Source organism: Pseudomonas purpurea, from assembly GCF_039908635.1.
Lineage (GTDB): Bacteria > Pseudomonadota > Gammaproteobacteria > Pseudomonadales > Pseudomonadaceae > Aquipseudomonas > Aquipseudomonas purpurea.
Map to the genome: position 1 here is coordinate 3,105,703 of NZ_CP150918.1, position 23,387 is coordinate 3,129,089.

The following is a 23,387-nucleotide window of genomic DNA, read 5'->3' on the forward strand; positions in this document are numbered from 1 at the left end:
GCGGCGATGAAAACCGAGGACGTGGACGGTTTTGTGTACGTGTCGCTCGCGCAATTGATGGCGCTGGAGTTTCGTGCCCGAGACCTGAGCTTTCTCGCCCGTCAGCCGCAGGGCAGCATCCTCGCGGGCAACCATGCTTCGCGCTTGCGGGGGCGCGGGTTGAACTTCGATGAACTACGCCGCTACCAACCCGGCGATGACCTGCGTCACCTCGATTGGCGTGCTTCGCTGCGCACTGGCAAACCGGTGGTCCGCACGTTCACCGAAGAACGCGACCGGCCGGCGCTGATTCTTGTCGACCAGCGCATGTCGATGTTCTTCGGCTCCAGCCGCAGTTTCAAATCGGCCCTGGCCGCCGAGTTAGGCGCGCTGGCGGCATGGATGGTGTTCAACGCCGGTGACCGAGTCGGTGGGCTGGTGTTCAACGACCAACGCATCGACAGCGTCGCCCCGTTGCGCAGTCGCAAACGCGTCGAGGCGCTGTGCAGCCGCATCGCCGTGCAAAACCAGGCACTCGACGCCGCCAACCCAGACCGCGAAGGCGAGGACCAGCTCGACAAAGTCCTGCAACATTGCCTGGCCGTGGCCGGGCACGATCATCTGATCTGCATCGTCAGTGACTTCGCCGGTGCCGGCCCGCAAACCTTGCAGCGGATGCGCCAACTGGCCGCGCACAACGACGTGATTGCGATGCAGGTCTACGACCCGCTGGCGTTGAAGCTGCCCAGCAACGGTCGCCTGCTGGTGACGCAAGGTCAGTTGCAAGTGGAACTGGCGGTGGAACAGCGCCAGGTGCATCAACCGCTGGGGGATTTTCTCAGCGGTCGGCTCAAGGACGTCGCCACCCTGCTGCGCCGCAGCCAGGTGCCGCTGATGATGTTCAGCACTGCCACCGACGCCGCAGACCAACTGCGCGCCGAACTGGGCAAACTCGGTGGCGGGCGCCGATGAGTAGCCCCATCCCGAGTATCGATCAACTTCAGACGTTGGGCTTGCCCGCGCCTGTCAGCTATATGCCGCAGACCTGGGGCTGGTGGGTGTTGCTCGGGCTGCTGATCGTCGGCCTGTTGGCCTGGAGTGGCTGGCACTACTGGCAATGGCAACGCAACCGTTACCGGCGTGAAGCGCTGGCGCGGCTGGCGCAATTGCACAGTCGCAATGAACTCAGCTCCCTACGCGAACTGCCAGAGCTACTCAAACGCGTGGGCCTCTCCATGCCATCCCCAGGAACCCATTCCTGGACCACAAATACTGTGGGAGCGAGCTTGCTCGCGAAAGCGGTCCAACATCCAAAACTGAAAGTCACTGACAGTCCGCTATTGCGAGCAGACGGAACGCCGCCCGACCCGCTCCCACAGGTTGCTGCGCTAGGCGGTACGCACTGGCAGGCGTTTTTGGAACAACACAGCCCAACCGCCCTGCCCGCCGACTTCAGCCAACAACTGGCGCAACTGGCCTATGCCCCCGACGCCACCTTGCTGGCCTTACCGGCGCAACAGCGTGAACAGTTGTTCAGCACCTGCAAACGCTGGGTGGAGCATCACCATGTGGCAGCTTGACTACCCCTGGTTGTTGCTACTGCTGCCGGTGGTGGGGTTCGGCTATCGCTATTTGCCTGCGTACCGTGAAGCGCGCAGCGCAGTGCGGGTGCCGTTTTTCATGGCCATGAGCCGCGCCATCGGTCAGGCGCCGAGCCAGGCCGGAACCCGTAACAACCGTTGGCAGTTGCTGCTCAACCTGCTGGTCTGGGTGCTGTTGGCGTTGGCAGTTGCCCGCCCGGTGTGGGTCGAAAAGCCCATCGAACGCCAACAACCGGTACGCGACCTGATGCTGGCCATCGACCTCTCCCAGTCCATGGAAACCACGGATTTCAGCGACGCCAACGGGCAAAAAATCAATCGTCTGGCTGCGGTCAAAGCCGTGGTTCATGGCTTTATCGAACGGCGCAAGGATGACCGCCTCGGGCTGATTGTCTTCGGCAGCGGCGCCTACCCTCAGGCACCGCTGACCCTGGACCACGCCAGCCTGTCGTTGCTGCTCGATGACACCGGCATCGGCATGGCCGGGCCGAACACGGCCATCGGCGATGCCATCGGCTTAAGCCTGAAACTATTGGATCAGGCCCATGAACAGGAAAAAGTGCTGATCCTGCTCACTGACGGCAACGACACCAGCAGCGCAATCACTCCCGATCACGCCGCCGCCATGGCAGCCGCCAAAGGCGTGGTGATTCACACCATCGGCATTGGTGACCCAACCGCCGAAGGCGAAGCCAAGGTGAACCTGCAAGGTTTGCAGCAAATAGCCCAGGCAACGGGCGGACGATTCTTCCGCGCCGAAGACCGCAATGCCCTCGCTCAGGTCTACGCGACACTGGACCAAATCACCCCTCACCAAGTGAAAACCCTCAGCCACCAGCCCAAGCGCGATGTGTTCTGGCTGCCACTGGGGGCAGCGTTGGCCATTCTGGCGCTGTATCACCTGATCGCCCTGCTCCGTCCTCGCTTCACCCTGGCCCGCCAACGGCAGGAGGCTTGAATGGAAATCAACTTCAGCGAGTTCCATTTCCTGCGCCCGCTCTGGCTGCTGTTGATCGTGTTTGGCGCAGCATTGCCATTGCTGTGGCGGCGCAGCCATGACTTGCAACGTCGCTTGCGCGACAATATTGCACCGCACTTGCTGCCGCATTTGTTGATCACCCCACAGGACTCGCACCGGGTGAGGCCGGTGCACCTGCTCAGCGCCTTGCTGGTCATGGGCGCCATTGCCGCCGCTGGGCCGACCTGGGAGCAGGACCGCCCTGACTTCCTGGAAAACCGTGCGCCGCTGATCATCGCCCTCGACCTGTCGCCGTCGATGGACGCCAACGACGTGCAGCCCACTCGCCTGGAAGCCGCCAAGCATAAACTGCACGACCTGGTGCAACGGCGCCAAGGTGCGCGAACCGGGTTGATTGCCTACGCGGGCAGCGCGCACCTGGTGCTGCCCGCGACCGACGATCCGGCGTTGCTCGACACGTTTATCCAGGCCTTGAGCACCGACCTCATCACTAAACCCGGAAAAAACGTCGGTGCCGTGATCGATCAGGCCAAGCAGCTACTGGCCGCCGAAAAAGCGCCGGGCACCCTGCTGCTGATCACCGATGGCGCCGACACTTCACAGCTCTCCGGGCTGGACAAACCACTGCAGGACAGCCTGCTGCAAGTGCTGATTCTGGCGGTGGGCAGCCAGGACGGCGGGATCATTCGAGACGCCAGCGGCCAACCACGCACCGACAGCAATGGCCGACCGCAACTGGGCAGTTTCGATCAGGCAGCGCTCAAACAACTGGCCTCGGCGACCGATGCGCCGCTGGGCAGCCTGACCCTCAATGACGACGACCTGGACTGGATCGAGCTGCACGCACAGGCGCATTTTCAGAGCGCCAGCGACGAGCAACGCGAGTTGCACTGGAAAGATGCCGGTTACTGGTTGTGCTGGCCGCTGCTGTTGCTGGGGTTTTTCAGTGTGCGCAAAGGCTGGAGCCTGAACTGGATGGCGGCGCTGGTGCTGGGGCTTGCCCTGCCACCGGCGCCCGCCGAGGCCGGGGTGTTGAGCGATGCCTTCTTCACCGCCGATCAACAAGGACGCTGGGCCTTCGAACATCAGCATTACCCGGCGGCGGCAGCACGGTTCCACGATCCGTACTGGAAAGGCATCGCCGCCTACAACGCCGCCGACTACGACCTGGCACTGGCCAGTTTCGCCCGGCTGGACACGCCCGAAGCGTACTTCTACCTGGGCAATATCGACGTGCGGCGCTTCAAGTTCGACGAGGCCATCGCCGCGTTCACCCAAGCCCTGAAACTGCGGCCGCAATTTCCCGAGGCCACGGCCAACCTGGCATTGGCCATCGCCCTGAAAAAAGACACCGAAAGCGCCGAGCAGAATACCCCCGAGGTCAAACCGGACGAGATCAAACTCGACAAGGCCCCCGGTAAAGGCCAGAGCAAAGCGCTGCAAACCCAACAAGCAGCCTCTGATGAACTCTGGTTACAAAACCTCAGCACCTCACCGGCGAAGTTCCTGCGGCAGAAGTTCAGCCTGCAAGACCAACGCGCCAGCCAGACGCAGGCCACGCCATGAACCGTTACTGGCTGCTGTGCACGCTGTTCTGCGCCCATGCGTGGGCCGACGAACCGCAATTGCACGTCGTTGCCCTGCTTGTGCCCAGCGACGCCATCGTGGTCGGCGCCACGGTGCACCTGCAACTCGACGTCCTCACCGACACCTGGTTTACCCAGGCGCCGAGCCTGCCCGAACTGAAGCTACCCGGCGTGTTAGTCCTGCCGCCCAACGGTGAAGCCCAACACACCACCCGGACCCTGGACGGCAAAAGCTTCTATGGCATGCGTTACAGCTACCTGCTGACCCCGAACCTGGCGCAGGCCTTCGATATCCCGGCGCTGACGGTGCGGGCCACACCCGGCCAGGCCACTCGCGAACTCAGCGCCCAGAGCCAGCCGCTGCACTTCAGCGTCCAACAACCACCGGGCTTCAGCCCTGGCGAGCCGGTGCTGGTGGCGCAAGGGCTGCGTTTGACGCAGAAGATTGTCTATTCATCGACGCCCCCCAAGGTCGGTGACAGCCTCACGCGGGAACTGACCCTCCAGGCCGATGGCGCCATGGCCATGGCGCTGCCCGCACCGTCGTTGGTGGACATCGACGGCCTGAGTCGTTATCCAAAAAACCCGCATGTGAGCAACCTGGACGACGGTCGCGGCAACCTCAATGGCGGCCAACGCATCGACAGCGCCAGCTACCGGATCGACACGCCGGGCCGCCACGCACTGCCGGCCATCCAGGTGAAATGGTGGGATACAAGCCGCCGTCAGGCACAGATCGCCGAGCTACCGGCAGTGACCTTCGACGCCGCCGCCAACAGCACCTATCAACCGGTGTTTTCCATCGCTCAGGACCTGAAAACGCTGGGCCAACACAGCCGCTTCCAACTGTCGGTGCAAGGCGTGTGGCTGGCGGCGCTGCTGGCGTTGATCGTCGCCCTTGGCTATTTCATTCGCCCCTGGTGGCAGCGTGGGCGCAACGCCTGGCGCCTGCGGCGATCAGCGCGCAAAGCCGCATGGCAGGCATCTGCCGATTACGCGTGGCGACAGATCCCGGCCCAGCTCGCAAAGACGCCCGCGTCACTGAGCGCGTTGTACCTGTGGGTCCGCCGTCGCGGCCTTGGCCTGCGGCTGGGCCCTGGCCTGCAAGACGTGTTGCGCGGTTGCTATGGCCCGACACCCGCCGAGCATCAGGCGCTGCAACAACTCAAGGGTTCCTTGGCTACGTTGCAACGTCAGGCCACCAGCCAACAGCCCCACCCCTCACCTTCAGCACTTGCCCCCCTCAACCCCGGTCACGAGAAGGACTTCCCATGACGAACCTGAAACCACTGCGCCAGCGCCACAGCCTGCTGCTGTTACTCGGCCTCTTGCTCCAGGTGCCCCTGGCCTTTGCCCAGGCAACCGACCCCTTGCCGTCATGGAGCGAGGGCCCGGCCAAGAAAAACATCATCGAGTTTGTTCACGCCGTGACCACCCAAGGCACCCGCGACTACGTCAAACCGGCCGAGCGCATCGCCGTGTTCGACAACGACGGCACCTTGTGGACCGAGCAACCGGCGTACTTCCAGGTGCTGTTCGCCTTCGATGAAATCAAGCGTCTGGCGCCACAGCACCCGGAATGGAAAAACCAGCAGCCGTTCAAGGCCGTGCTTGAAAACGATCACAAGGCCCTGGCCGACAGCGGCATGGAGGGCCTGCTGAAAATCATCGGCGCCACCCACACCGGGGTCACCACCGACACCTTCATCGACAACGCCAAGACCTGGCTCAGCCAGGCCCGCCATCCGAAAACCGGCAAGCCGTACACCGAGATGATCTACCAGCCCATGCTGGAAATGCTCGATTACCTGCGCAGCCAGGACTTCAAGACCTACATCGTGTCCGGTGGCGACACCGCGTTCATGCGCGCCTTCGCCGAGGTGGTCTACGGCGTTCCCCCTGAACAGGTGATCGGTTCCAGTTTCGTCACCGAGTTCCAGATCAAGGACGGTCAGCCCTCGGTCCTGCGCACCGCGAAACTGGCGCACAACGACGACGGCCCAGGCAAACCGGAAAGCATCGACGCAATCATTGGCCGGCGCCCGATCCTGGCGTTTGGCAACTCCGACGGTGACCTGCAAATGCTCCAGTGGACGGCCGCAGGCCCCGGCAAGCGGTTCATGGGGCTGGTGCATCACACCGACGCCAGGCGCGAATGGGCCTATGACCGGCAGTCCCAGGTCGGGCGCCTGGACAAGGCGCTGGATGAGGCAAAAAAACGAGGCTGGACTATCGTCGATATGGCGTCCGAATGGCGCCGGGTCTACCCCTTCGATGCCGCCCCGCAAGAGCAGGTGCAATAACAAAAGACGTAAGGCAGGACTGCAATAAACGTTAGTCGCATGACTGCGACTCAAGCCAGCAAAAGGAGCAAGTCAGATGACTCGCATACGCAAGTGGCTACCGAAACTCGCGCTCGTGGCGGCTTCGGTCATGGCGATCTCGGCACCCGTCGGGGCTGCCGAAAAACCCAACATTCTGGTGATCTTCGGCGACGACATCGGCCAGACCAACATCAGCGCCTATTCCATGGGCGTGGTCGGCTACAAGACCCCGAACATCGACCGGATTGCCAAGGAAGGCATGATGTTCACCGACTATTACGCGGAGAACAGTTGCACCGCCGGGCGCTCCTCGTTCATCACCGGCCAGACGCCACTGCGTACCGGCCCTGTCGAAAGTCGGTGCACCCGGCGCCTCGGTCGGCCTGCAAAAACGCGATATCACCATCGCCCAGGCGCTCAAGTCCCAGGGCTACGCCACCGGCCAGTTCGGCAAGAACCACTTGGGCGACAAGGACGAATACCTGCCGACCAACCACGGTTTCGATGAGTTCTTCGGCAACCTGTATCACCTCAATGCCGAGGAGGAACCCGAACGTCCTTACTGGCCCAAGGATGACCCTGAGTTCGTCAAGGCCAACGCCCCTCGTGGGGTGATCCACAGCTTCGCTGACGGCAAGATCGAAGACACCGGTGCGCTGACCACCAAGCGCATGGAAACCATCGACGATGAAACCACCGCCGCCGCGCAGGCGTTCATCGAGAAACAGGCCAAGGCGGACAAACCGTTCTTTGTCTGGATGAACACCACCCGCATGCACCTGTTCACCCACGTGCGCGATTCGATGAAGGGCCAGAGCGGCATGCCCGGCAACGAGTATGCGGACGGCATGCTTGAACACGATGGCGATGTCGGCAAACTGCTGAAAACCCTCGATGACTTGAAAATCACCGACAACACCATCGTCGTCTACACCACCGACAACGGCCCGAACCAGTTCTCCTGGCCGGATGCGGCGACCACCCCGTTCCGTAACGAGAAGAACTCCAACTGGGAAGGCGCATATCGCGTACCGGCGATGATTCGCTGGCCAGGCAAGGTCAAGCCGGGTGAAGTCTCCAACGAAATGTTCTCCGGCCTGGACTGGTTCCCGACGTTGCTGGCCGCTGCCGGTGACACCGGGGTCAAGGACAAGCTGCTCAAAGGCTGGGCACCCACTTCCGGCGGCACCAACTTCAAGGTGCACCTGGACGGTTACAACCAACTGCCCTATCTGACTGGCCAACAGCCTAAAGGCGAGCGCAAGGAGTTCTACTACTTCAACGATGACGGCGTGCTGGTGTCCATGCGTTTCGACAACTGGAAAGCGGTGTTCTGCGAACAACGCGCTCCCGGTGGTTTCAAGGTCTGGAGCGAACCGTTCGTGTGCCTGCGGGTGCCGAAAATTCTCAATCTGCGGATGGACCCATACGAGCGCGCCGATGTGGTTTCCGATCAGTATTACGACTGGACCACCAAAAACGTCTATCTGGTCGCGCAAGCGGTGACCAAGTCTGCGCATTTCCTGGAGACGTTCATCGAGTATCCGCCGAGCCAGAAACCGGCCAGTTTCAGCGTTGACCAGATCCGCGCTGCGGTGGATGCCAAAATTGCCGAAAAAATGAAGAATCAGCCTGCACAGTAAAAGCGCTTGACCGCCGCTCGCCCTCACCGGCGAGCGGCCTTATTATCGACTTGAGACCGCATTGGCCTCAATCGCGAACAAACCCGCTCCCACATTTGGAATGCAGTCCCCTGTGGGAGCGGGCTTGCTCGCGAAGGAGCCGGCACGGTCACAGTTTTTTGAATTGGAACAAGGCAACAAACCTATGTCCTCACGTGTCGCCAGCAAGTCGTCGGCCATACCCGCCCCTCAAGTAGCCTCCCCGGCGCTGTTGATCCCCGCGCTGTTGCTGTTTGTTTCCGGTGCGGCGGCGCTGGTGTATCAAGTGCTGTGGGTCAAGCAGTTGTCGTTGGTGGTGGGCGTCGAGGTGTATGCCATCACTGCCGGGATCAGTGCGTTTTTCGCCGGGTTGGCCTTGGGCGGCTGGCTGTTCGGGCGTTGGGCGGATCGCGTGCAGCAACCTGTTCTGCTGTACGCAGGGCTGGAAGTGCTGGTGGCGATTCTCGGCGTTGGCGCGACCTTCGCCTTGAGCCTGGCCGCCAGTCCCTTTGCCTGGCTGGAGCAACACATCGGCTTGCTGGCCTGGGTGTTGCCGTTTGCCTTGGTGGGTGTCCCGGCGCTGCTGATGGGCGGCACGCTGCCGGTGCTGGTTCGTTCGCTGGCCGCTGATCCACGGCAACTGGGCAAGGCTGGCGGTCAGCTCTATGCCGCCAACACTGCGGGTGCCATCGCTGGCACGCTGCTGGCCGCGTTTGTGCTGATTGCGAGCCTTGGTGTACGCGGCAGTGCACTGGCGGCGGCGATGCTTAACCTGTTGGCTGCCGTCGGTGCGTTGTGGCAGCAACGCCATCGCCCGGCAACGCTCGATGCGCCCCTCAAACATCACGCTGACAAAGCGCCGGATCGTCTGGCACTGTGGCTGTATTCAATCGCCGGTGGTGTGGCATTGGGTTATGAGGTGGTCTGGTCGCAATCCATCGTGCAGTTCATGAGCACCCGCACTTACGCTTTCGCCGTGGTGCTGACGACGTACCTGAGCGGATTGTTTATCGGCAGTGCAGTGATGGCCCGACGGGTTGATCGTATTCGCGACCCCTGGGGAGTGTTCGGCTTGCTGATTGCCGGTGCCGGGTTGATTGCCCTGCTGGAAATCACCCTGCTGGGGCGTTGGCTGGTGGTCGCCCAAAGCATGGCCGAAGCCTGGGTGTTGTCATTGGGCGCCAATGAACTATTGGGCATGAGCACACGGTTTGCAGTGGCAGCGCTGAGCATCGTGTTTGTCCCGACCCTGTTGCTCGGCGCAGCGTTTCCGTTGGCCCTGCGCTTGAGCGTCGGCCGCGAACGGGTCGGTCGGGATGTCGGTGCGGTGGTGGCCTTCAACACCTTGGGCGGGATTATCGGCGTGATGCTGTGCGGCTTTGTGCTGATCCCGTGGCTGGGGCTGGTGCGAACCCTCGGGTTACTGGCGATTGTCGCCGCCGGGGTCGGCTACTTTGCCGTGCGCAGGGGCCACGGTGTCAAGCGAGGGCCGGCGTCAGGCCGTGGTCGCTGTCGGCCTGTTGTCCGTGGCGGTGGCGCTGCTGACGCCGGTAGACAAATTCGCCGCTCTGCTGCCCGGAGCGCGTAACGCAACGTTGGCGTTCTACGAAGAAGGACGCGGTGGCACGGTGGCCGTGGTGACCCAGGGCAAGGGGCAAAAAGCCTTCCAGCGCCTTTACATTCAGGGCGTTTCCAACACCGGCGATGCCATGCCGTCCCTGCGCTACATGCGGATTCAAGCCTTGCTGCCGCTGCTCATCCACAACGCCGAGCCTCGTTCGGCGCTGGTGATCGGCTTCGGCACCGGCATCACGGCCGGTGCCTTGCTGCGTTACCCGGGCCTGGAGCATCGGGTGGTCGCCGAACTGCTGCCCTCGGTGGTCAAGGCCGCGCCGCTGTTCAAGGGCAACTTCAACGCGGCGGCCGATCCGGGTGTCGATGTGCGCCTGCGCGATGGTCGCAAGGAACTGCTGAGCAGCGCCCAACGCTATGACCTGATCACCCTTGAACCACCGCCGCCCTCTGCCGCTGGCGTGGTGAACCTGTATTCGCGGGACTTCTACCAACTGGCCGCCACGCGCCTGGAGAAAAACGGCCTGGTCGCCCAATGGCTGCCGCTGCCGACCCAAAACATCGATGAGTCGCGTTCGCTGGTGCGCAGCTTCCTCGACGCGTTCCCCTACGTCACCCTGTGGACCAGCGAGTTCCATGAAATGCTGCTGGTGGGTTCGCTTGAGCCGATTGAGCTGGACGCGGCGCGCATCAGCGCACGCTTTCAGCAAGAAACCGTACGCAGCACATTGCAGGATGTCGGCATCGGTTCCGCCGCCGCCCTGCTGGCAACGTGGGTGACCGACCGCGCAGGGCTGGAGCATTTCGCCGCCAGCGCGCTGCCCGTGACCGACGATCAGCCGCGTATCGAGTACGCGCCCTGGGTGCGCGCCAATGAAATCACTCGGGTGCTACCCACCCTGCTCGATTTGCATCAGCCGCCCGTGCTGCTCAATGCCGATGACGCGTTCATCGAGCGCATGACGACTCATCGGCAACGGTTGATGCAGTTCTATCGGGCGAGCCTGCATGCCTACGACGGGGATCGAGCCGCATGGGGGCGGGATATTCGGGAAGTGATGCGCGGGGATGGGGGGAATCCGTATTACCGGTGGTTTGTCGGGGAGTGATGTTGCACCTGGAAGACCGCCTTCGCGGGCAAGCCTCACGCCTACAAGGACGGTAGGCGCTTGCCCGCGAAGAGGCCCTCAGCCCCGGCGCATTACTTGGCCTTGAGCTTCAGGTACGACTGATGCAGGTCCGAGGCCCAGCCATCGATGACGTTTTTCACGTCCGTGGATTTCATCACCTGAGAGTCGTTCTCCAGGGGTTTGCCGGTGCCCTTGCGCACCACCTGCGCGACGACGGCGTTGTTTGACCCATCGAGGAACACCGCTTCGGTGGCCAAGGTGGTTTCCTGGTCACGGATGCCGCTGGCGGTGCTGACGGCCGCCGCGACCAACGCGATCGGGATCACTTCATAGGCATGCAGGCCTTCGGTCTTGCTGCTGACCGCAGTGATCGCGGCGCGGACCACAATCACCCCAGGGCCCGGGCCGTTCGCCAGCGGCAAGGACTTGCCCAGCTCACGCTTGAGCGCCTGATCGTAATAGCCGGTGATGCCACTCAGGGTGCTCTGAGGAATCTTCACCGTTGGCTGAGGTTGGGGGTAAAGCTGAGTTGGCTCGATGTAGACACTGGTGAACTTGTTGATATTGAGCTTGGGGTCCATCCAGCGCATGACTTCTGCACCTGAAGGCGACTTGGCCTCCTTGAGTTGGCTGTAGTCCTTGAGAAAGCCGGAATACTGTTCGGGTTCGACGACTTTGCTGGAACAACCCACTACCCCAATCGAGGCAATGCACAGTGTGCTCATCATTAACGCAAGCTTCATGCTGTAACTCCTGTCGAAAGAACCACGACGTTACGGGGAAAGAGAGTTACAGGTATAGCCAAAACCCGGCACCCTGTGACTAAAAAGCTGAAAAATCACACAGGCTGCGAGCAAATTCACAACGCCCATTTGACAGACACCCGGCTTGGGACAAAGCTGCAAACTGCTTGAAAGCGCGCCTCGACGGGCCAACGCCTCTGGACTACGGAAGTCGCAATGCCCACCTATAAGAAAAAAGCCGACACGCCAAACCCTGATTCGCAACCCACCCTGATCAACCTCTACCTGTTCCCTGTCACCGCCACATTCTTGCTGCTCGCCATGGCGGGCATCGGCTGGTTTCTCTATAGCAGCCAGCCACACCCCGTGGCCTACGTGCCCTCACGCGTGGCGGTTGCGGCCCCGGTCAAGGCACCACCTGCGCCTGCCACTCCCGCGCCACCGGCCACGATGGTCGATGAACAGCAATGCCAGGGCTGTCACAGCGAGCAGGTCAAGGACTGGCAAGGCTCTCACCATCAACTGGCGATGCAAACGGCCACGGCCGACACCGTGCTGGGCGATTTCAACAACGTCCGCTACAAGGGTGAGAAAGAGACCACGGTATTTTCGCGCAAGGGTGGTGATTTCTGGGTCAACGCACCCGGCACCGACGGCAAGAATGCCGACTTCAAAGTCGCCTATACCTTTGGTATTGCGCCGCTGCAACAGTATTTGCTCGACGTCGGCGACGGTCGTTTACAGGCCTTGGGCGTGGCCTGGGATACCGAAAAAAACCGCTGGTTTCATCTCTATCCGGGCCAGGGCGTGAACTTCAAAAACCCGTTGCACTGGAGCAAACCCAGCCAAAACGCCAACTTCATGTGCGTGGAATGCCACACCACCGGCTACAAACGCAATTTCGACGCCCAGGCCAATCGCTTCGCCAGCCAATGGAACAGCCTGGGGGTCGGCTGCCAGGCTTGCCATGGCCCGGCCTCCACTCACTTGCAATGGACGGCCAACAAGACCGACCTGATCCATGCCGGTTTTGCCGTGGACCTCAACGACAAGGACGCCACCACCGAGATCGAGACCTGTGCCCGTTGCCACGCCCGTCGCGCCCCCTTGGGCGATGGTTTCACCGTCGGCAAACGCTTGATGGACGACTACCTGCCCAGCGTCCTGACCCGCGAGCTTTACGCGCTGGACGGCAAGATCAAGGACGAAGTGTTCGAACACGGCTCGTTCCTGCAAAGCAAAATGTTCGACAAGGGCGTGCGTTGCAGCAACTGTCACAACCCTCACAGCACGCAGCTCAAGGCGCCCGGCAACGGTGTTTGCCTGCAATGCCACAACACCGCGGGCAAGACCTCGATCGAGGGCGTCGACGGCAAGGGCCTGCAAGCGAAGCACTACGACGCCCCCGAACACCATCGGCATGTGGCCGGCCAACCCGGTTCCCAGTGCGTGGATTGCCACATGCCCGGCAAGTTCTACATGGGCAACGACTTTCGCCATGACCACAGCTTCAGCCTGCCCAACCCGGTGCGCGCCAAGCAACTGGGTACACCGGATGCGTGCCTGACCTGCCACCAGGGCAAGGCCTCGGACATAGTCACCGAGCAGTTCAAGCTCTGGAACACCCGCGCCACCGCCCAGCCGCCCCGTTACGATGAAAGCCTGTGGCTGATTCGCGGCGGCCACCCCGGTGCCGCGCAGGCGCTGTATGAACAGTTGCAACGCAACGACCTGCCAGCGATTCAGCGTGCGACGTTGCTCGCCGAACTGGTGCTGTACCCGAGCGAACAGGCCCTGAAACTGGCGACCCAAGACCTGGGCAATCCGCAACCCCAGGTGCGCGAAAGCGCGATTCACGCCATCAGCGCCTTCTTGCCTCCCGCTGAACGGATACCGCTGCTGTCGCCGTTATTGAACGACCCGGTCAAGGCGATCCGCATGGCCGCCGCACGGGACCTGTTGAGTGTCGCCAATGGTTTGGGCAGCGCTCAAGCGCACTGGAATGCCGCAATTGCCGAGTACGAAGCCGTGCAGGTGAGCCTGGCCGAACGGGCCGAGGCCAACCTCAACCTGGCCATGTTGTACCAGGCCAGCGGGCGCAGCGCGCAAGTCGAACCGATGCTGCGCACGGCCCTGAAGCGTGACCCGGACTTCTTCCCGGCACGGGTGACCCTGGTGCAATGGCTGGAGGCCAATGGACGCAGTCAAGAGGCTCAGGACCTTCTGGAACAAAGCCTGAAAGAAAACCCGGAGGCCGCGCTGCTGCAACACACCCAGGGCCTGGCATTGATTCGCGCCGGCAATACCGCGCAAGCCATGTCGGCGCTGCGCACCGCTGCCCGCCTGGAACCTGAAAATGCTCAGTACGGTTACGTGCTCGCGGTGGCGCTGCACGACAGCGGTCAGGTCGAAGCAGCCTGCGAGCAGCTTGAAAGCTTGCTCAAACGGCAACCGGCCAATCGCAATGCGCGGCTGTCGCTGATCCAGTACTACCTGGAGAACGGCCAGGAACCCAAGGCCCAGGTCGTGCTGCAAGGCTGGAAGAAACTCAACCCTGCAGACCCTGCGTTGAAGTGAGCGTGCTCAGCGCCATGGCGAGGGCGCGACGCCCTCGCCACGCTCATCACCAGGTAGAACCGCTACGCGCCGCGCGTTCGCGCTGGGCGCTGAGGCGCATGGCCTTGATCAGCGTCACCGTGCCCACCAGGAGGATCACGGCGCCGAACACAAAGTCGATGCCATACACATGGAAGTCCTTCAACGGCCCAACCAGAAACAACCGGATCGCCGCCACGCCAACCAGCGTGGCGAGAAAGTCGATGGCCGGCTCATCGCGATAAAACGCATGCATCAGTGGCAGGCAAACCACCAGCAACAACAGCAGCACAATGATCTTGAACGAGCCTTTGCGCTCAATACTGAAGGCACACTCGTTGCTCTTGTAAGGCGTGTAATCGCTTTCCAGAACAAGGTTGCTCTTGGCGTTGAAGTAATCCAGCGGGTTGTACTTCTGCACCGGGGACAAGGTATTCGACAGGTCCATGGTCGTGGTGATGTGCCGGAACTTCAGGTCGATGCGCTCAGTGCCCTTGATGATGTAGAGCACGGGCCGGTAGCCGTAGCGGTAGACATCAAACGGAAACTTCGTCGCTTGCCCGAGCACGCGGATCGGACGGCCTTCCAGATCGGCATAGGCGTTGCGGTTGACCGAGTTGAAGTTGCGGCTCAGGGGCTTGATCTTCATCTCTTCGGGGATCAGGAAGGTGTCGGCGTAAGACGATTGCAAGGGTTCAAGGCGCAGCCGCAATTCGTTCTTGCCCAACTCGTATTTGTTGAACGTACGCTCGGAGACGTTGATCCAGCCCGAGACGGCGAATTCGCCTTGCGTGGTGTTCTTGACGACCAGCGCCAGGTGGTCCTTCTTGTAGTAGCTTTCGCCACTGGGTGGCGGACTGCCGCACCAGGCACGGCCGTCGAACAAATCCCCGTACTGCCCGTCGCGCACGTCCTGAAAGACATAGACGTAGCCGCCCCACAACACCAGCAACAATGCCAGTGATATCAACCCCAGAATTTTCTTGCCAACGCTCACAACGACCCCTCACTTCCCTATGATATTGCACGCGGCCGACAACCAGCCGGACGCGGACTCTACCAAAAGGCCATCATCGACCCAAGCACAACACGCCCGGGTGGATGATTCTGTAGGCGGATGGGGCTTGGCGTATCAACGCCGACGAAACAACGGCCGAGGTTCGATCACCGAACGGCCGTACGACACGCTCATGCCTGCCAGCCCTTTGAGGGCATCGTCGGCGCACTTGTCTTCACGCACCGCGAATGCATCAAAACCGCATTGACGCATGTGGCTCAGTTGATCGCGCAGCACATCGCCAATCGCCCGCAACTCGCCCTGCCAACCCAGTCGCGTTCGCAACAGATACGCCTGGCTGTAGGCGCGACCGTCGCGAAAACTCGGGAAGTCCAGCGCGATCATCGGCAAGAGCTTGAGCCACGGCTTGAGGCTTTCGACTTCATCGTCCGGCCCCAGCCAGACGCCGTCCCGCGCCGGTTGGTGCTCGATGCGGCGAATCAGCCACAACGCCAGCGGCAGGATCAACGGCCCGGCCGGCAGGTCGTCGTCCGGGTTGCGCACCAGCGTCCAGCCGTCATCGTCGACCCGGCGTGCAACGCCTTCTTCCAGGGCCAGCAGGTTATTCATGCCGTCTCCTCCATTGCCTTGGGGTAGATCCGTTCCTTGAACGGCTCCAGGCCAATGCGGTGCAAGGTGTCGACGAACAGTTCTTCGCTTTCCCGGTAACGCACGAAGGTGCCGATGATACGCTCGATCACCTGGGGCACTTCAGCGGCACTGAACGAAGGGCCGACGACCTTGCCCAGCGCACTGTTCTTGCCCTGCGAACCGCCGAGCGTGACCTGATACCACTCGCTGCCGTTTTTATCGACGCCCAGGATGCCGATGTTGCCGATGTGGTGGTGACCGCAGGCGTTCATGCAGCCGGAGATGTTGAGGCTGATGTCGCCCAGGTCATGGAGGAAGTCCAGGTTGTCGAATCGCGCCTGAATCGCCTGGGCGATGGAAATCGACTTGGCATTGGCCAGTGCGCAAAAGTCGCCACCGGGGCAGGCGATGATGTCGGTCAGCAAACCGACGTTGGCGCAGCCAAGTCCCTGCTCGCAGGCCAGGCACCACAACGCATACAGGTCGGTCTTGGGCACATCCGGCAGAACAATGTTCTGTTCATGGGCAATGCGGATTTCGCCAAAACCGAACTGTTCCGACCAGTCGGCTACGGCGTCCATTTGCACACCCGTGACGTCACCCGGCGGCGAGGCCATACCGGGTTTGGTCGACAGCACCACGCTGGTGTAACCCGGCACTTTATGGGGCTGTACGTTGCGTGAAACCCAGCGGGCAAACGCCGGGTTCTCGGTCAGTCGCGTACCAAAATCCAGGTCGGTATTGGCCAGTTGCTCATACGCAGGCGGCACGAATGCGCTGGCGACCCGCTCATATTCATCGTCGGTCAACTGCGCCGGGCCGTCCTTGAGGTGCTGCCACTCCTCCTCCACTTCCTGGGCAAACGCTTCGATCCCCAAGGCTTTGACGAGGATCTTGATCCGCGCCTTGTACTTGTTGTCACGCCGACCGTGGCGGTTGTACACGCGCAGCACGGCCTCGACGTAAGACAGCAGGTGCTCCCACGGCAACCCTTCGCGGATCTGCAAACCAAGGATCGGCGTACGCCCCAGACCACCGCCGACAATCACCCTCAGCAGCATTTGCCCATCCGCTGCGGGGTAAAGGTACAGGCCGATGTCGTGCATCATGATCGCCGCCCGGTCCTGTTTGGCCGAGCAGATGGCGATCTTGAACTTGCGGGGCAGAAACAGGAATTCCGGGTTGATGGTCGACCACTGCCGCAGGATTTCCGCCAGCGGCCGGGGGTCGATCAGTTCATCGGCAGCAACACCGGCGAAGGCTTCGGTGGTGATGTTGCGCACGCAGTTGCCGGAGGTCTGGATCGCATGCATGTCGACCTCGGCCAGGCGCTGGAGGATGTCCGGCACATCAGCCAGTTCGATCCAGTTGAACTGCATGTTCTGGCGGGTGGTGAAATGGCCGTAGCCGCGATCATAGTCGCGGGCGATGCTCGCCAGCGTGCGCAATTGCCGCGCGCCCAGGGTGCCGTAGGGAATCGCCACGCGCAGCATGTACGCGTGCTTTTGCATGTACAGGCCGTTTTGCAGGCGCAGGGGCAGAAACTCTTCTTCACTCAAGGCGCCCGCCTGGAACCGCTCGACCTGATCACGAAACTGCGCGACCCGTTCAAACACCAAGGCCCGGTCGTACTCATCGTACTGATACATGTCGCTACCTCATCAAGGCTGATCGGGCTCTGCGGCTCGTTCAAAAGAGGGCGACTATGAAGGCCGCGGGGAAAACATTACAGATTCAGGCAACGCCAAAAAAACCATATCAACGCAATCAGGCGGATGCCCCGCGAGCGACGCAACTGATCTGCAAACACAGAAGAGCCCACCCTGAAAAAACGCCCGGCTGCCAAAAGCAGCCGGGCGACAGCCCCTCATTCAAGGTTCATGCACCCATCAATTGATCAAATCCTTGTAGCTCTTCATGAAACTCCAGTTGTACGGCACACCCTGCCGGTTCGCCCCGCAATCCCAGTTGATCGACCAGGTCATGAGGCCCCTGATGGCATTGCCATCGGCCGCCAGCGCCGCAAACGCCTGTTTCACAAAGGCCGGATCGGTGACAAAGCCGTTATTGGCCGCATCGACATTGCTGGGCAGGCCAATCACAAACTTGTCCGCTGGAATCCGGACGAAACCGGACGTCCCCGTGACCAGCGCGGTGGTCAGGTAGTAGAGAAAGGCTTCCTTGTTAAGATCATCGTCCTGCCTGATCGGTGACGGCGTGTGACCCGGGACGTCAATCCCGTCCCCCCACTGGTTGTAGTACTGCGGGGCAATGAAGTCATAAACGCCCTCCAGCGCAACCAGATAAGGCACATACTTTTGCCCGACCCGCAAATACGGGAACTCGGGCGCCATGCTGATGATGAAGTGACTGCCTTGCGCTGCGTAATACTCCCGGACCAGTTTCAGCGCTGCCGGGATCACCGTGTTGTTGTCGGCCGCATTGACAGCGGACTGCTCCAGGTCGATATCCAGCCCGTCGAAGCCATAGACTTCGACCAAACGGATGATTTCACTGGCAAACGCCTGCTCCTGGCCCTTGTACAGCGCAATGTGTGAATCGGCGCCGCCCAGTGAAATCAGCACCGCACGGCCCTGCTGATTCAACTCCCCGACCTGACGGCGGAACACCTCATCGGTCTGGTTGTAAGGCCGGAAGGTAGGAATTCCGGCCCCTGTCATGAAGGAGACAACCACTACGTTGTAGTCTTGGGGAATATCCTTGAGCTCCACCGCACCGCACAACCCTCCCTGATACCCCCCGCTCGGCCCCCAGTTCTGCCAATAACCCACCAAAAGCTGCTTGCCGCGAATATCAGGCATCGCAGAGGCGTTGTCGCCAGGCGCCTTGGGGCCTGTGTAGTTGAAGTCTTTCATCGGTTCACCTTTGAGGTCAGAACATCCTGTATGAAAGCGCCTCACCCCGGTCGCCATGACCTGACGAGACGCCCCTGCCGTCAACGCAACCTCTGGAACGTACTGCTGCCCAATACGTCAGCGAAGCCATTAAACACCCGGATTCAAACCACCGAAACTGTCGATTCGATCAACTATCAGCCCTGAAAAACCGTCCGGCCATGCCACCGCCAGAGACAGAAACAGCATCAGGCGATGATTCATAAATACAGATCAGCCAGGTACATCCGGTTCATTTCGCTGCCCGCAAACTGATCCGTATTAATTGCGTTTTTCTGAGTCTGTATTGTTAATCCGCGATTTCCTACAGTGCTATGGCATGCCAGACCGGGTGGCCTGGCAAGACTTTGCAACCGTGGAAGCATTGACCATGAGCACAGCAACAATCGGGCAGGCCTATAACTACAAGGTCGTCCGCCAATTCGTCGTGGCAACAGTGGTATGGGGCGTTATCGGGATGGCGATGGGCGTGTGGATCGCCTCGCAACTGGTGTGGCCGGAGGCCAACCTGGACTTGCCATGGACCACCTTCGGCCGCTTGCGTCCGCTGCACACCAGCCTGGTGATTTTCGGCTTCGCCGGTAGCGCACAATTTGCCGCCAGTTACTACGCGGTGCAGCGCACCTGCCAGGTGCGGTTGTACTCCGACAAACTGGCCGCGTTCACCTTCTGGGGCTGGCAAGCAGTGGTCGTGAGCATGCTGATCACCCTGCCGCTGGGCTACACCACCACCAAGGAATACGCCGAGATCGAATTCTCCGGCGCGGTGGGCATGGCAATCGTCTGGGTTGCCTACGCCATTGTGTTCTTCACCACCGTGGTGCAGCGCAAGACCAAGCACATCTACGTCGGCAACTGGTTCTTCGGCGCGTTCATCGTGGTGATCGCCATGCTGCACGTGGTCAACCACCTGTCGATCCCGGTGGACTGGTTCAAGTCTTACCCGGTTTACTCCGGTGCCACCGACGCCATGGTTCAGTGGTGGTACGGGCACAACGCGGTCGGTTTCTTCCTGACCACCGGTTTCCTCGGGATGATGTACTACTTCGTGCCGAAACAGGTTAACCGGCCGGTGTACTCCTATCGCCTGTCGATCGTGCACTTCTGGGCGCTGATCACCCTCTACATCTGGGCCGGTCCGCACCACTTGCACTACACCGCACTGCCGGACTGGGCGCAGTCGCTGGGCATGGCCATGTCGCTGATTCTGCTGGCGCCAAGCTGGGGCGGGATGATCAACGGGATGATGACCCTGTCGGGCGCCTGGCATAAATTGCGCACCGACCCGATCCTGCGGTTCCTGGTGCTGTCGTTGGCATTCTACGGCATGTCGACCTTCGAAGGCCCGATGATGGCGATCAAGACTGTCAACGCCCTCTCCCACTACACCGACTGGACCATCGGCCACGTACATGCCGGTGCACTCGGCTGGGTAGCGATGATCACCTTCGGTTCGCTGTACCACATGATCCCGAAAGTCTTCGGCCGCGAGCAGATGCACAGCGTGCCGCTGATCAACCTGCACTTCTGGCTGGCAACCATTGGCACCGTGTTGTACATCGCGTCGATGTGGGTCAACGGCATCACCCAGGGCCTGATGTGGCGCGCCATCAACGACGACGGCACCCTCACCTACTCGTTTGTCGAAGCACTGCAAGCCAGCCATCCGGGCTTCATCGTGCGCTTCACCGGCGGGGTGTTCTTCCTCACCGGCATGTTGCTGATGGCCTACAACACCTGGCGCACGGTACGTGTCGCTGACCTGAAAGTGGCCGGGATCGACGCACAGATCGCGTGACGCCACCCTCGACGCAAGCCCTTGGGCTTGCGTCTCTGACCTCAGGGAACCTTCGTCATGTTCGAAGTCATGTTGGATCTGTTGGGTGTGGCCTGCCTGTATTTATCGGTGGAGTACTGCTTGAAAAACCAGTCGACCGAGAATCTGGACGATGCCAGCCTCATTCCCTTCGCCGATGACCCTGAAGTGGCCCGGCGCGTAGAACTGGCCACCGGCAAGACCATCAACGCGGTCGCACCGGAAGAGGCCAAGCCAGGCTGGGGGAATGTGGAAATCTAAGCCCCGACAAAAGATCGCAGCCAGCAACCGGGGCTGCGATTTTTACTTTCTGAGCCCTGCTAAAACGCCTGAACCGCCCCGTCTCTCTCCACAAAAGCCTCCTCGCCCCGACGATTCATCTAGAATCCGCCGCCTTATTCACAAGGACGTGCACCCATGAGCGCAAAACCGGCAGGGATGATCAGGGGTCTTTCGATTGTGTGTTTGACGTTGATGCTCAGCGGATGTGAACTGATCATGATCGCGACGTGTGCAGGCCGCCCTGATATCGAGATTCAACCCGGCAACCTGCCTGTTGCGAATGCAGGCCAGCCCTACTACGTGCGCCTGGAAGTGCCCGATACCCGCTCGCCGGTCAGCGGGTTTTATGTAGACCCCGCGATGCCGCTGCCCCAGGGCCTGGAGCTGGTGTATCTGGAGCAGACGAATCAGGCGCAAATCCAGGGCACGCCAACAATACCGGGCGTTTACAACGTCTCGGTGTACACCAGCAGTTATGGCACTCAATGCATCGGTCAATCCGCGCAAAGAACCTACAAGCTCAACGTCCGCGCTCCGGCGAGAAGTTGAAGAACACTGCCGCCAGCATTCCCACGCACTCACGCGGGAATGCATCCGGTGCCGTTCCCGGCACAGCTCCTCAGCCTCGCTCGCGCGGAATCAGGCTCTGCAACTGTTCGGCAAGGAAGTTGGCGTCGAAGGCAAAGGTGTCGGGGTCTTTCAGGCCGTTGGTCTTGCGCCATTGCCAGTCGATGGCCGGTGGCAGGCACACCAGTGAGATGCTGCCATAACGGGCGGCCGTCAGGCCCATTACCGCCAGGGATATCTGGCCATTGGCGCCCATCACCTCCGGGACGAACTCCACCGGTTTTCCGGTGATCAGGATGCTCAGCTTCTCGGTCCTGAAGGTCGAAGTCTCGACCGGCACGCTCGACCCGAACGCCACGTAGGCCTCGCGACTGACTTCCAGCAAACCCGGCGCCTTGACCAGCGCCAGCCACTGCTCGATCTGCCCGAACAGTTCAAAAATTCGGATAGCCCACACCGACGATTGTGTTTCGAAAACCTGCTTCTTGTGCGCTTCACTGTCTGCATAGTGGCGAAGCATCTCAGCCAGTTGCTGTACGTTGTCCATTGCGCTGTTCCTTGGATAAACCGGTGTTACGGACACTCAGCATGGCAGATGCCTGCCGCCCGCGTACGACTAATACCGGGCTCGGAATTGGCTCAACGCAACCGGCATGTGAAATTTTCTGATAGATCGGACCAACGGATCACGGGACACTCGCTTGCACAGTGTTTATCAATAACAGGAGCATCGCATGCGCACCATCGGCCTTATCGGCGGTATGAGCTGGGAGTCCAGCGCCGAATATTACCGCCTCATCAATCAACAGGTACGCGACCGGCTCGGGCCGCTGCGTTCGGCGACGTTATTAATGTACAGCGTCGACTTCGGGCCCGTCGAACAGGCTCAGCATGCCGGACGCTGGGACGATGCCGCGGTGATTCTGGTGGACGCGGCCCGGCGTCTTGAAGCAGGCGGCGCCGAGTGCGTGGTGCTGTGTACCAACACCATGCACCTGGTGGCCGAACAGATTCAGGCAGCGGTGTCCGTGCCCTTCCTGCACATTGCCGACCCGGCCGGTCACGCCGCCGTCGAGGCTGGCGCACTGACCGTGGGCCTATTGGGAACTGCCTTCACCATGGAACAGGACTTCCTCAAGAACCGCCTCGCCGCCCACGGCTTGCAGGTGCTGGTGCCCGACCAGGCCGAGCGCCAGGCCGTGCACCGCATCATCTATGAGGAATTGTGCGTCGGGGTCATCAGCGAAGCGTCACGCAGGGTTTACCAGCAGGTGATTGAGTCACTGGCGGCGCGTGGCGCTCAGGCAATCATCCTCGGCTGCACGGAAATCAGCCTGCTGATCAAGCCCGGGCACAGTGAGTTGCCGTTGCTCGACACCACCGAGTTGCATGCCCGGGCAGCCGTGGCGTTCGCCCTCGGCGACTGACTCAGGAGGCCTTGAGCGTGCGACGCAGGCGCGCCATGCTCAAGGCATTCACCAGAACACCGTCGCGCACGGCGTAATCGCGGAACAGGCCTTCATCTTCGAAACCGAACTTGCGGTACAGGGCAATTGCCGCTTCGTTATCGGCGTACACCGACAGTTCGACCCGTTGCAGGTTCATCCAGTTGTCTGCGATGTCCAGCACCGCCGCCAGCAGCTTCGTCCCCACGCCCTGGCCCTGCCAGGCGACCGCCACGCCCATACCGATATTGCCGCAATGGCTGCGACGCACCCGCGAGGACTGCTCCAGACCGATGTTGCCAATCACCTGCCCTTGATGCAGCGCCACCAGTTGCACCACGCGTTCGTTGTCCGATGCCAGGCGCTTGCGCCAGACCTCGGTGGACTGAAACGGCGTTTGCAGCACCTGGCGTGCGACCGCAGGGTCGTTGTACAGCGCGGTGATGCCCTCGATATGGTGTTCGTTGAAACGCTCGAGGGTGATGACGGGGGCGATATCAGACATGACGGCTCATCCATGAATCAAAGAGTGGCCGCCGAGTGT

Annotated in this window: 18 protein-coding genes and 2 pseudogenes; 13 read left to right on the forward strand and 7 right to left on the reverse strand. The window is 61.2% G+C overall.

The genetic code is table 11. From position 1 onward, the window contains the following. Positions 1-6 precede the first annotated feature (6 nt). The 8 genes and pseudogenes from AABM54_RS13940 to AABM54_RS13975 all read left to right on the forward strand — a co-directional run bounded on the left by AABM54_RS13940 (position 7) and on the right by AABM54_RS13975 (position 10,811). Positions 7-951: a DUF58 domain-containing protein gene (locus AABM54_RS13940; RefSeq protein WP_347900544.1), complete on the forward strand. Its 945-nt coding sequence runs from the start codon at positions 7-9 to the stop codon at positions 949-951. Continuing rightward, positions 948-1,559, forward strand: a complete 612-nt coding sequence (locus AABM54_RS13945) for a DUF4381 domain-containing protein (RefSeq protein WP_347900546.1) — start codon at positions 948-950, stop codon at positions 1,557-1,559. Before AABM54_RS13940 ends, AABM54_RS13945 begins: the two co-directional genes overlap by 4 nt. Then, entirely contained in the window at positions 1,546-2,538 is a 993-nt protein-coding gene (locus AABM54_RS13950; RefSeq protein WP_347900549.1) for a VWA domain-containing protein, read from the forward strand. The genes AABM54_RS13945 and AABM54_RS13950 overlap by 14 nt, the downstream gene beginning before the upstream one ends. Beyond that, positions 2,539-4,125 carry a VWA domain-containing protein gene (locus AABM54_RS13955; protein WP_347900553.1) on the forward strand — a complete coding sequence of 529 codons (1,587 nt, stop codon included), beginning with the start codon at positions 2,539-2,541 and terminating at the stop codon, positions 4,123-4,125. Then, positions 4,122-5,420 carry a hypothetical protein gene (locus AABM54_RS13960; RefSeq protein WP_347900554.1) on the forward strand — a complete coding sequence of 433 codons (1,299 nt, stop codon included), beginning with the start codon at positions 4,122-4,124 and terminating at the stop codon, positions 5,418-5,420. The genes AABM54_RS13955 and AABM54_RS13960 overlap by 4 nt, the downstream gene beginning before the upstream one ends. Next, the gene (locus AABM54_RS13965) at positions 5,417-6,448 is read left to right on the forward strand and encodes an HAD family hydrolase (protein ID WP_347900555.1); all 1,032 of its coding nucleotides are present in this window, start codon (positions 5,417-5,419) and stop codon (positions 6,446-6,448) included. Before AABM54_RS13960 ends, AABM54_RS13965 begins: the two co-directional genes overlap by 4 nt. A gap of 76 nt (positions 6,449-6,524) precedes the next feature. Next, positions 6,525-8,112: pseudogene (locus AABM54_RS13970) on the forward strand (arylsulfatase). Between the two features lie 184 nt (positions 8,113-8,296). Then, positions 8,297-10,811: pseudogene (locus tag AABM54_RS13975) on the forward strand (fused MFS/spermidine synthase). 92 nt (positions 10,812-10,903) lie between these two features. On the opposite strand, the gene AABM54_RS13980 reads toward AABM54_RS13975, so the two are convergent. Next, the gene (locus AABM54_RS13980; RefSeq protein WP_347900556.1) at positions 10,904-11,575 is read right to left on the reverse strand and encodes a DUF3313 domain-containing protein; all 672 of its coding nucleotides are present in this window, start codon (positions 11,573-11,575) and stop codon (positions 10,904-10,906) included. A gap of 216 nt (positions 11,576-11,791) precedes the next feature. On the opposite strand from AABM54_RS13980, the gene AABM54_RS13985 reads away from it, so the two are divergent. Further along, positions 11,792-14,152, forward strand: coding sequence for a tetratricopeptide repeat protein (locus AABM54_RS13985; protein ID WP_347900557.1), 2,361 nt, complete (start codon positions 11,792-11,794; stop codon positions 14,150-14,152). Between the two features lie 46 nt (positions 14,153-14,198). Here the strand turns inward: AABM54_RS13985 and AABM54_RS13990 are convergent, their stop codons facing one another. From AABM54_RS13990 to AABM54_RS14005, 4 genes are all read right to left on the reverse strand, one after another. After that, entirely contained in the window at positions 14,199-15,167 is a 969-nt protein-coding gene (locus tag AABM54_RS13990) for a hypothetical protein (RefSeq protein WP_347900559.1), read from the reverse strand. A gap of 135 nt (positions 15,168-15,302) precedes the next feature. Next, positions 15,303-15,797, reverse strand: coding sequence for a DUF934 domain-containing protein (locus AABM54_RS13995; protein ID WP_347900561.1), 495 nt, complete (start codon positions 15,795-15,797; stop codon positions 15,303-15,305). Further along, positions 15,794-17,467, reverse strand: a complete 1,674-nt coding sequence (locus tag AABM54_RS14000; protein ID WP_347900563.1) for a nitrite/sulfite reductase — start codon at positions 17,465-17,467, stop codon at positions 15,794-15,796. Before AABM54_RS14000 ends, AABM54_RS13995 begins: the two co-directional genes overlap by 4 nt. Positions 17,468-17,707: 240 nt before the next feature. After that, positions 17,708-18,694 carry a glycosyl hydrolase family 18 protein gene (locus AABM54_RS14005; RefSeq protein WP_347900565.1) on the reverse strand — a complete coding sequence of 329 codons (987 nt, stop codon included), beginning with the start codon at positions 18,692-18,694 and terminating at the stop codon, positions 17,708-17,710. 409 nt (positions 18,695-19,103) lie between these two features. On the opposite strand from AABM54_RS14005, the gene ccoN reads away from it, so the two are divergent. The 3 genes from ccoN to AABM54_RS14020 all read left to right on the forward strand — a co-directional run bounded on the left by ccoN (position 19,104) and on the right by AABM54_RS14020 (position 21,380). After that, the gene (gene ccoN / locus AABM54_RS14010; RefSeq protein WP_347900567.1) at positions 19,104-20,531 is read left to right on the forward strand and encodes a cytochrome-c oxidase, cbb3-type subunit I; all 1,428 of its coding nucleotides are present in this window, start codon (positions 19,104-19,106) and stop codon (positions 20,529-20,531) included. Between the two features lie 57 nt (positions 20,532-20,588). Further along, positions 20,589-20,810 (forward strand): cbb3-type cytochrome c oxidase subunit 3, encoded by a 222-nt coding sequence (locus AABM54_RS14015; RefSeq protein WP_347900569.1) that lies wholly within the window; start codon positions 20,589-20,591, stop codon positions 20,808-20,810. Positions 20,811-20,966: 156 nt separating this feature from the next. Continuing rightward, positions 20,967-21,380 carry a hypothetical protein gene (locus AABM54_RS14020; protein WP_347900571.1) on the forward strand — a complete coding sequence of 138 codons (414 nt, stop codon included), beginning with the start codon at positions 20,967-20,969 and terminating at the stop codon, positions 21,378-21,380. A 70-nt stretch (positions 21,381-21,450) separates the two neighbouring features. Here the strand turns inward: AABM54_RS14020 and AABM54_RS14025 are convergent, their stop codons facing one another. Then, complete coding sequence (locus AABM54_RS14025; RefSeq protein ID WP_347900573.1) at positions 21,451-21,945, reverse strand: hypothetical protein; 495 nt, start codon at positions 21,943-21,945, stop codon at positions 21,451-21,453. A gap of 187 nt (positions 21,946-22,132) precedes the next feature. Here AABM54_RS14025 and AABM54_RS14030 point away from each other — a divergent pair, with 187 nt between their 5' ends. After that, positions 22,133-22,825 (forward strand): aspartate/glutamate racemase family protein, encoded by a 693-nt coding sequence (locus tag AABM54_RS14030; protein ID WP_347900575.1) that lies wholly within the window; start codon positions 22,133-22,135, stop codon positions 22,823-22,825. A gap of 1 nt (position 22,826) precedes the next feature. Here AABM54_RS14030 and AABM54_RS14035 read toward each other — a convergent pair whose 3' ends face one another. After that, the gene (locus tag AABM54_RS14035; RefSeq protein ID WP_347900577.1) at positions 22,827-23,348 is read right to left on the reverse strand and encodes a GNAT family N-acetyltransferase; all 522 of its coding nucleotides are present in this window, start codon (positions 23,346-23,348) and stop codon (positions 22,827-22,829) included. Positions 23,349-23,387: the final 39 nt, after the last annotated feature.

Bases quoted from the DNA above. Each gene is read 5' to 3' on its own strand.
- AABM54_RS13940 (WP_347900544.1), top strand. From the start codon at position 7: ATGAAAACCGAGGACGTGGACGGTTTTGTGTACGTGTCGCTCGCGCAA.
- AABM54_RS13945 (WP_347900546.1), top strand. From the start codon at position 948: ATGAGTAGCCCCATCCCGAGTATCGATCAACTTCAGACGTTGGGCTTG.
- AABM54_RS13950 (WP_347900549.1), top strand. From the start codon at position 1,546: ATGTGGCAGCTTGACTACCCCTGGTTGTTGCTACTGCTGCCGGTGGTG.
- AABM54_RS13955 (WP_347900553.1), top strand. From the start codon at position 2,539: ATGGAAATCAACTTCAGCGAGTTCCATTTCCTGCGCCCGCTCTGGCTG.
- AABM54_RS13960 (WP_347900554.1), top strand. From the start codon at position 4,122: ATGAACCGTTACTGGCTGCTGTGCACGCTGTTCTGCGCCCATGCGTGG.
- AABM54_RS13965 (WP_347900555.1), top strand. From the start codon at position 5,417: ATGACGAACCTGAAACCACTGCGCCAGCGCCACAGCCTGCTGCTGTTA.
- AABM54_RS13980 (WP_347900556.1), bottom strand. From the start codon at position 11,575: ATGAAGCTTGCGTTAATGATGAGCACACTGTGCATTGCCTCGATTGGG.
- AABM54_RS13985 (WP_347900557.1), top strand. From the start codon at position 11,792: ATGCCCACCTATAAGAAAAAAGCCGACACGCCAAACCCTGATTCGCAA.
- AABM54_RS13995 (WP_347900561.1), bottom strand. From the start codon at position 15,797: ATGAATAACCTGCTGGCCCTGGAAGAAGGCGTTGCACGCCGGGTCGAC.
- AABM54_RS14000 (WP_347900563.1), bottom strand. From the start codon at position 17,467: ATGTATCAGTACGATGAGTACGACCGGGCCTTGGTGTTTGAACGGGTC.
- AABM54_RS14005 (WP_347900565.1), bottom strand. From the start codon at position 18,694: ATGAAAGACTTCAACTACACAGGCCCCAAGGCGCCTGGCGACAACGCC.
- ccoN (WP_347900567.1), top strand. From the start codon at position 19,104: ATGAGCACAGCAACAATCGGGCAGGCCTATAACTACAAGGTCGTCCGC.
- AABM54_RS14015 (WP_347900569.1), top strand. From the start codon at position 20,589: ATGTTCGAAGTCATGTTGGATCTGTTGGGTGTGGCCTGCCTGTATTTA.
- AABM54_RS14020 (WP_347900571.1), top strand. From the start codon at position 20,967: ATGAGCGCAAAACCGGCAGGGATGATCAGGGGTCTTTCGATTGTGTGT.
- AABM54_RS14025 (WP_347900573.1), bottom strand. From the start codon at position 21,945: ATGGACAACGTACAGCAACTGGCTGAGATGCTTCGCCACTATGCAGAC.
- AABM54_RS14030 (WP_347900575.1), top strand. From the start codon at position 22,133: ATGCGCACCATCGGCCTTATCGGCGGTATGAGCTGGGAGTCCAGCGCC.
- AABM54_RS14035 (WP_347900577.1), bottom strand. From the start codon at position 23,348: ATGTCTGATATCGCCCCCGTCATCACCCTCGAGCGTTTCAACGAACAC.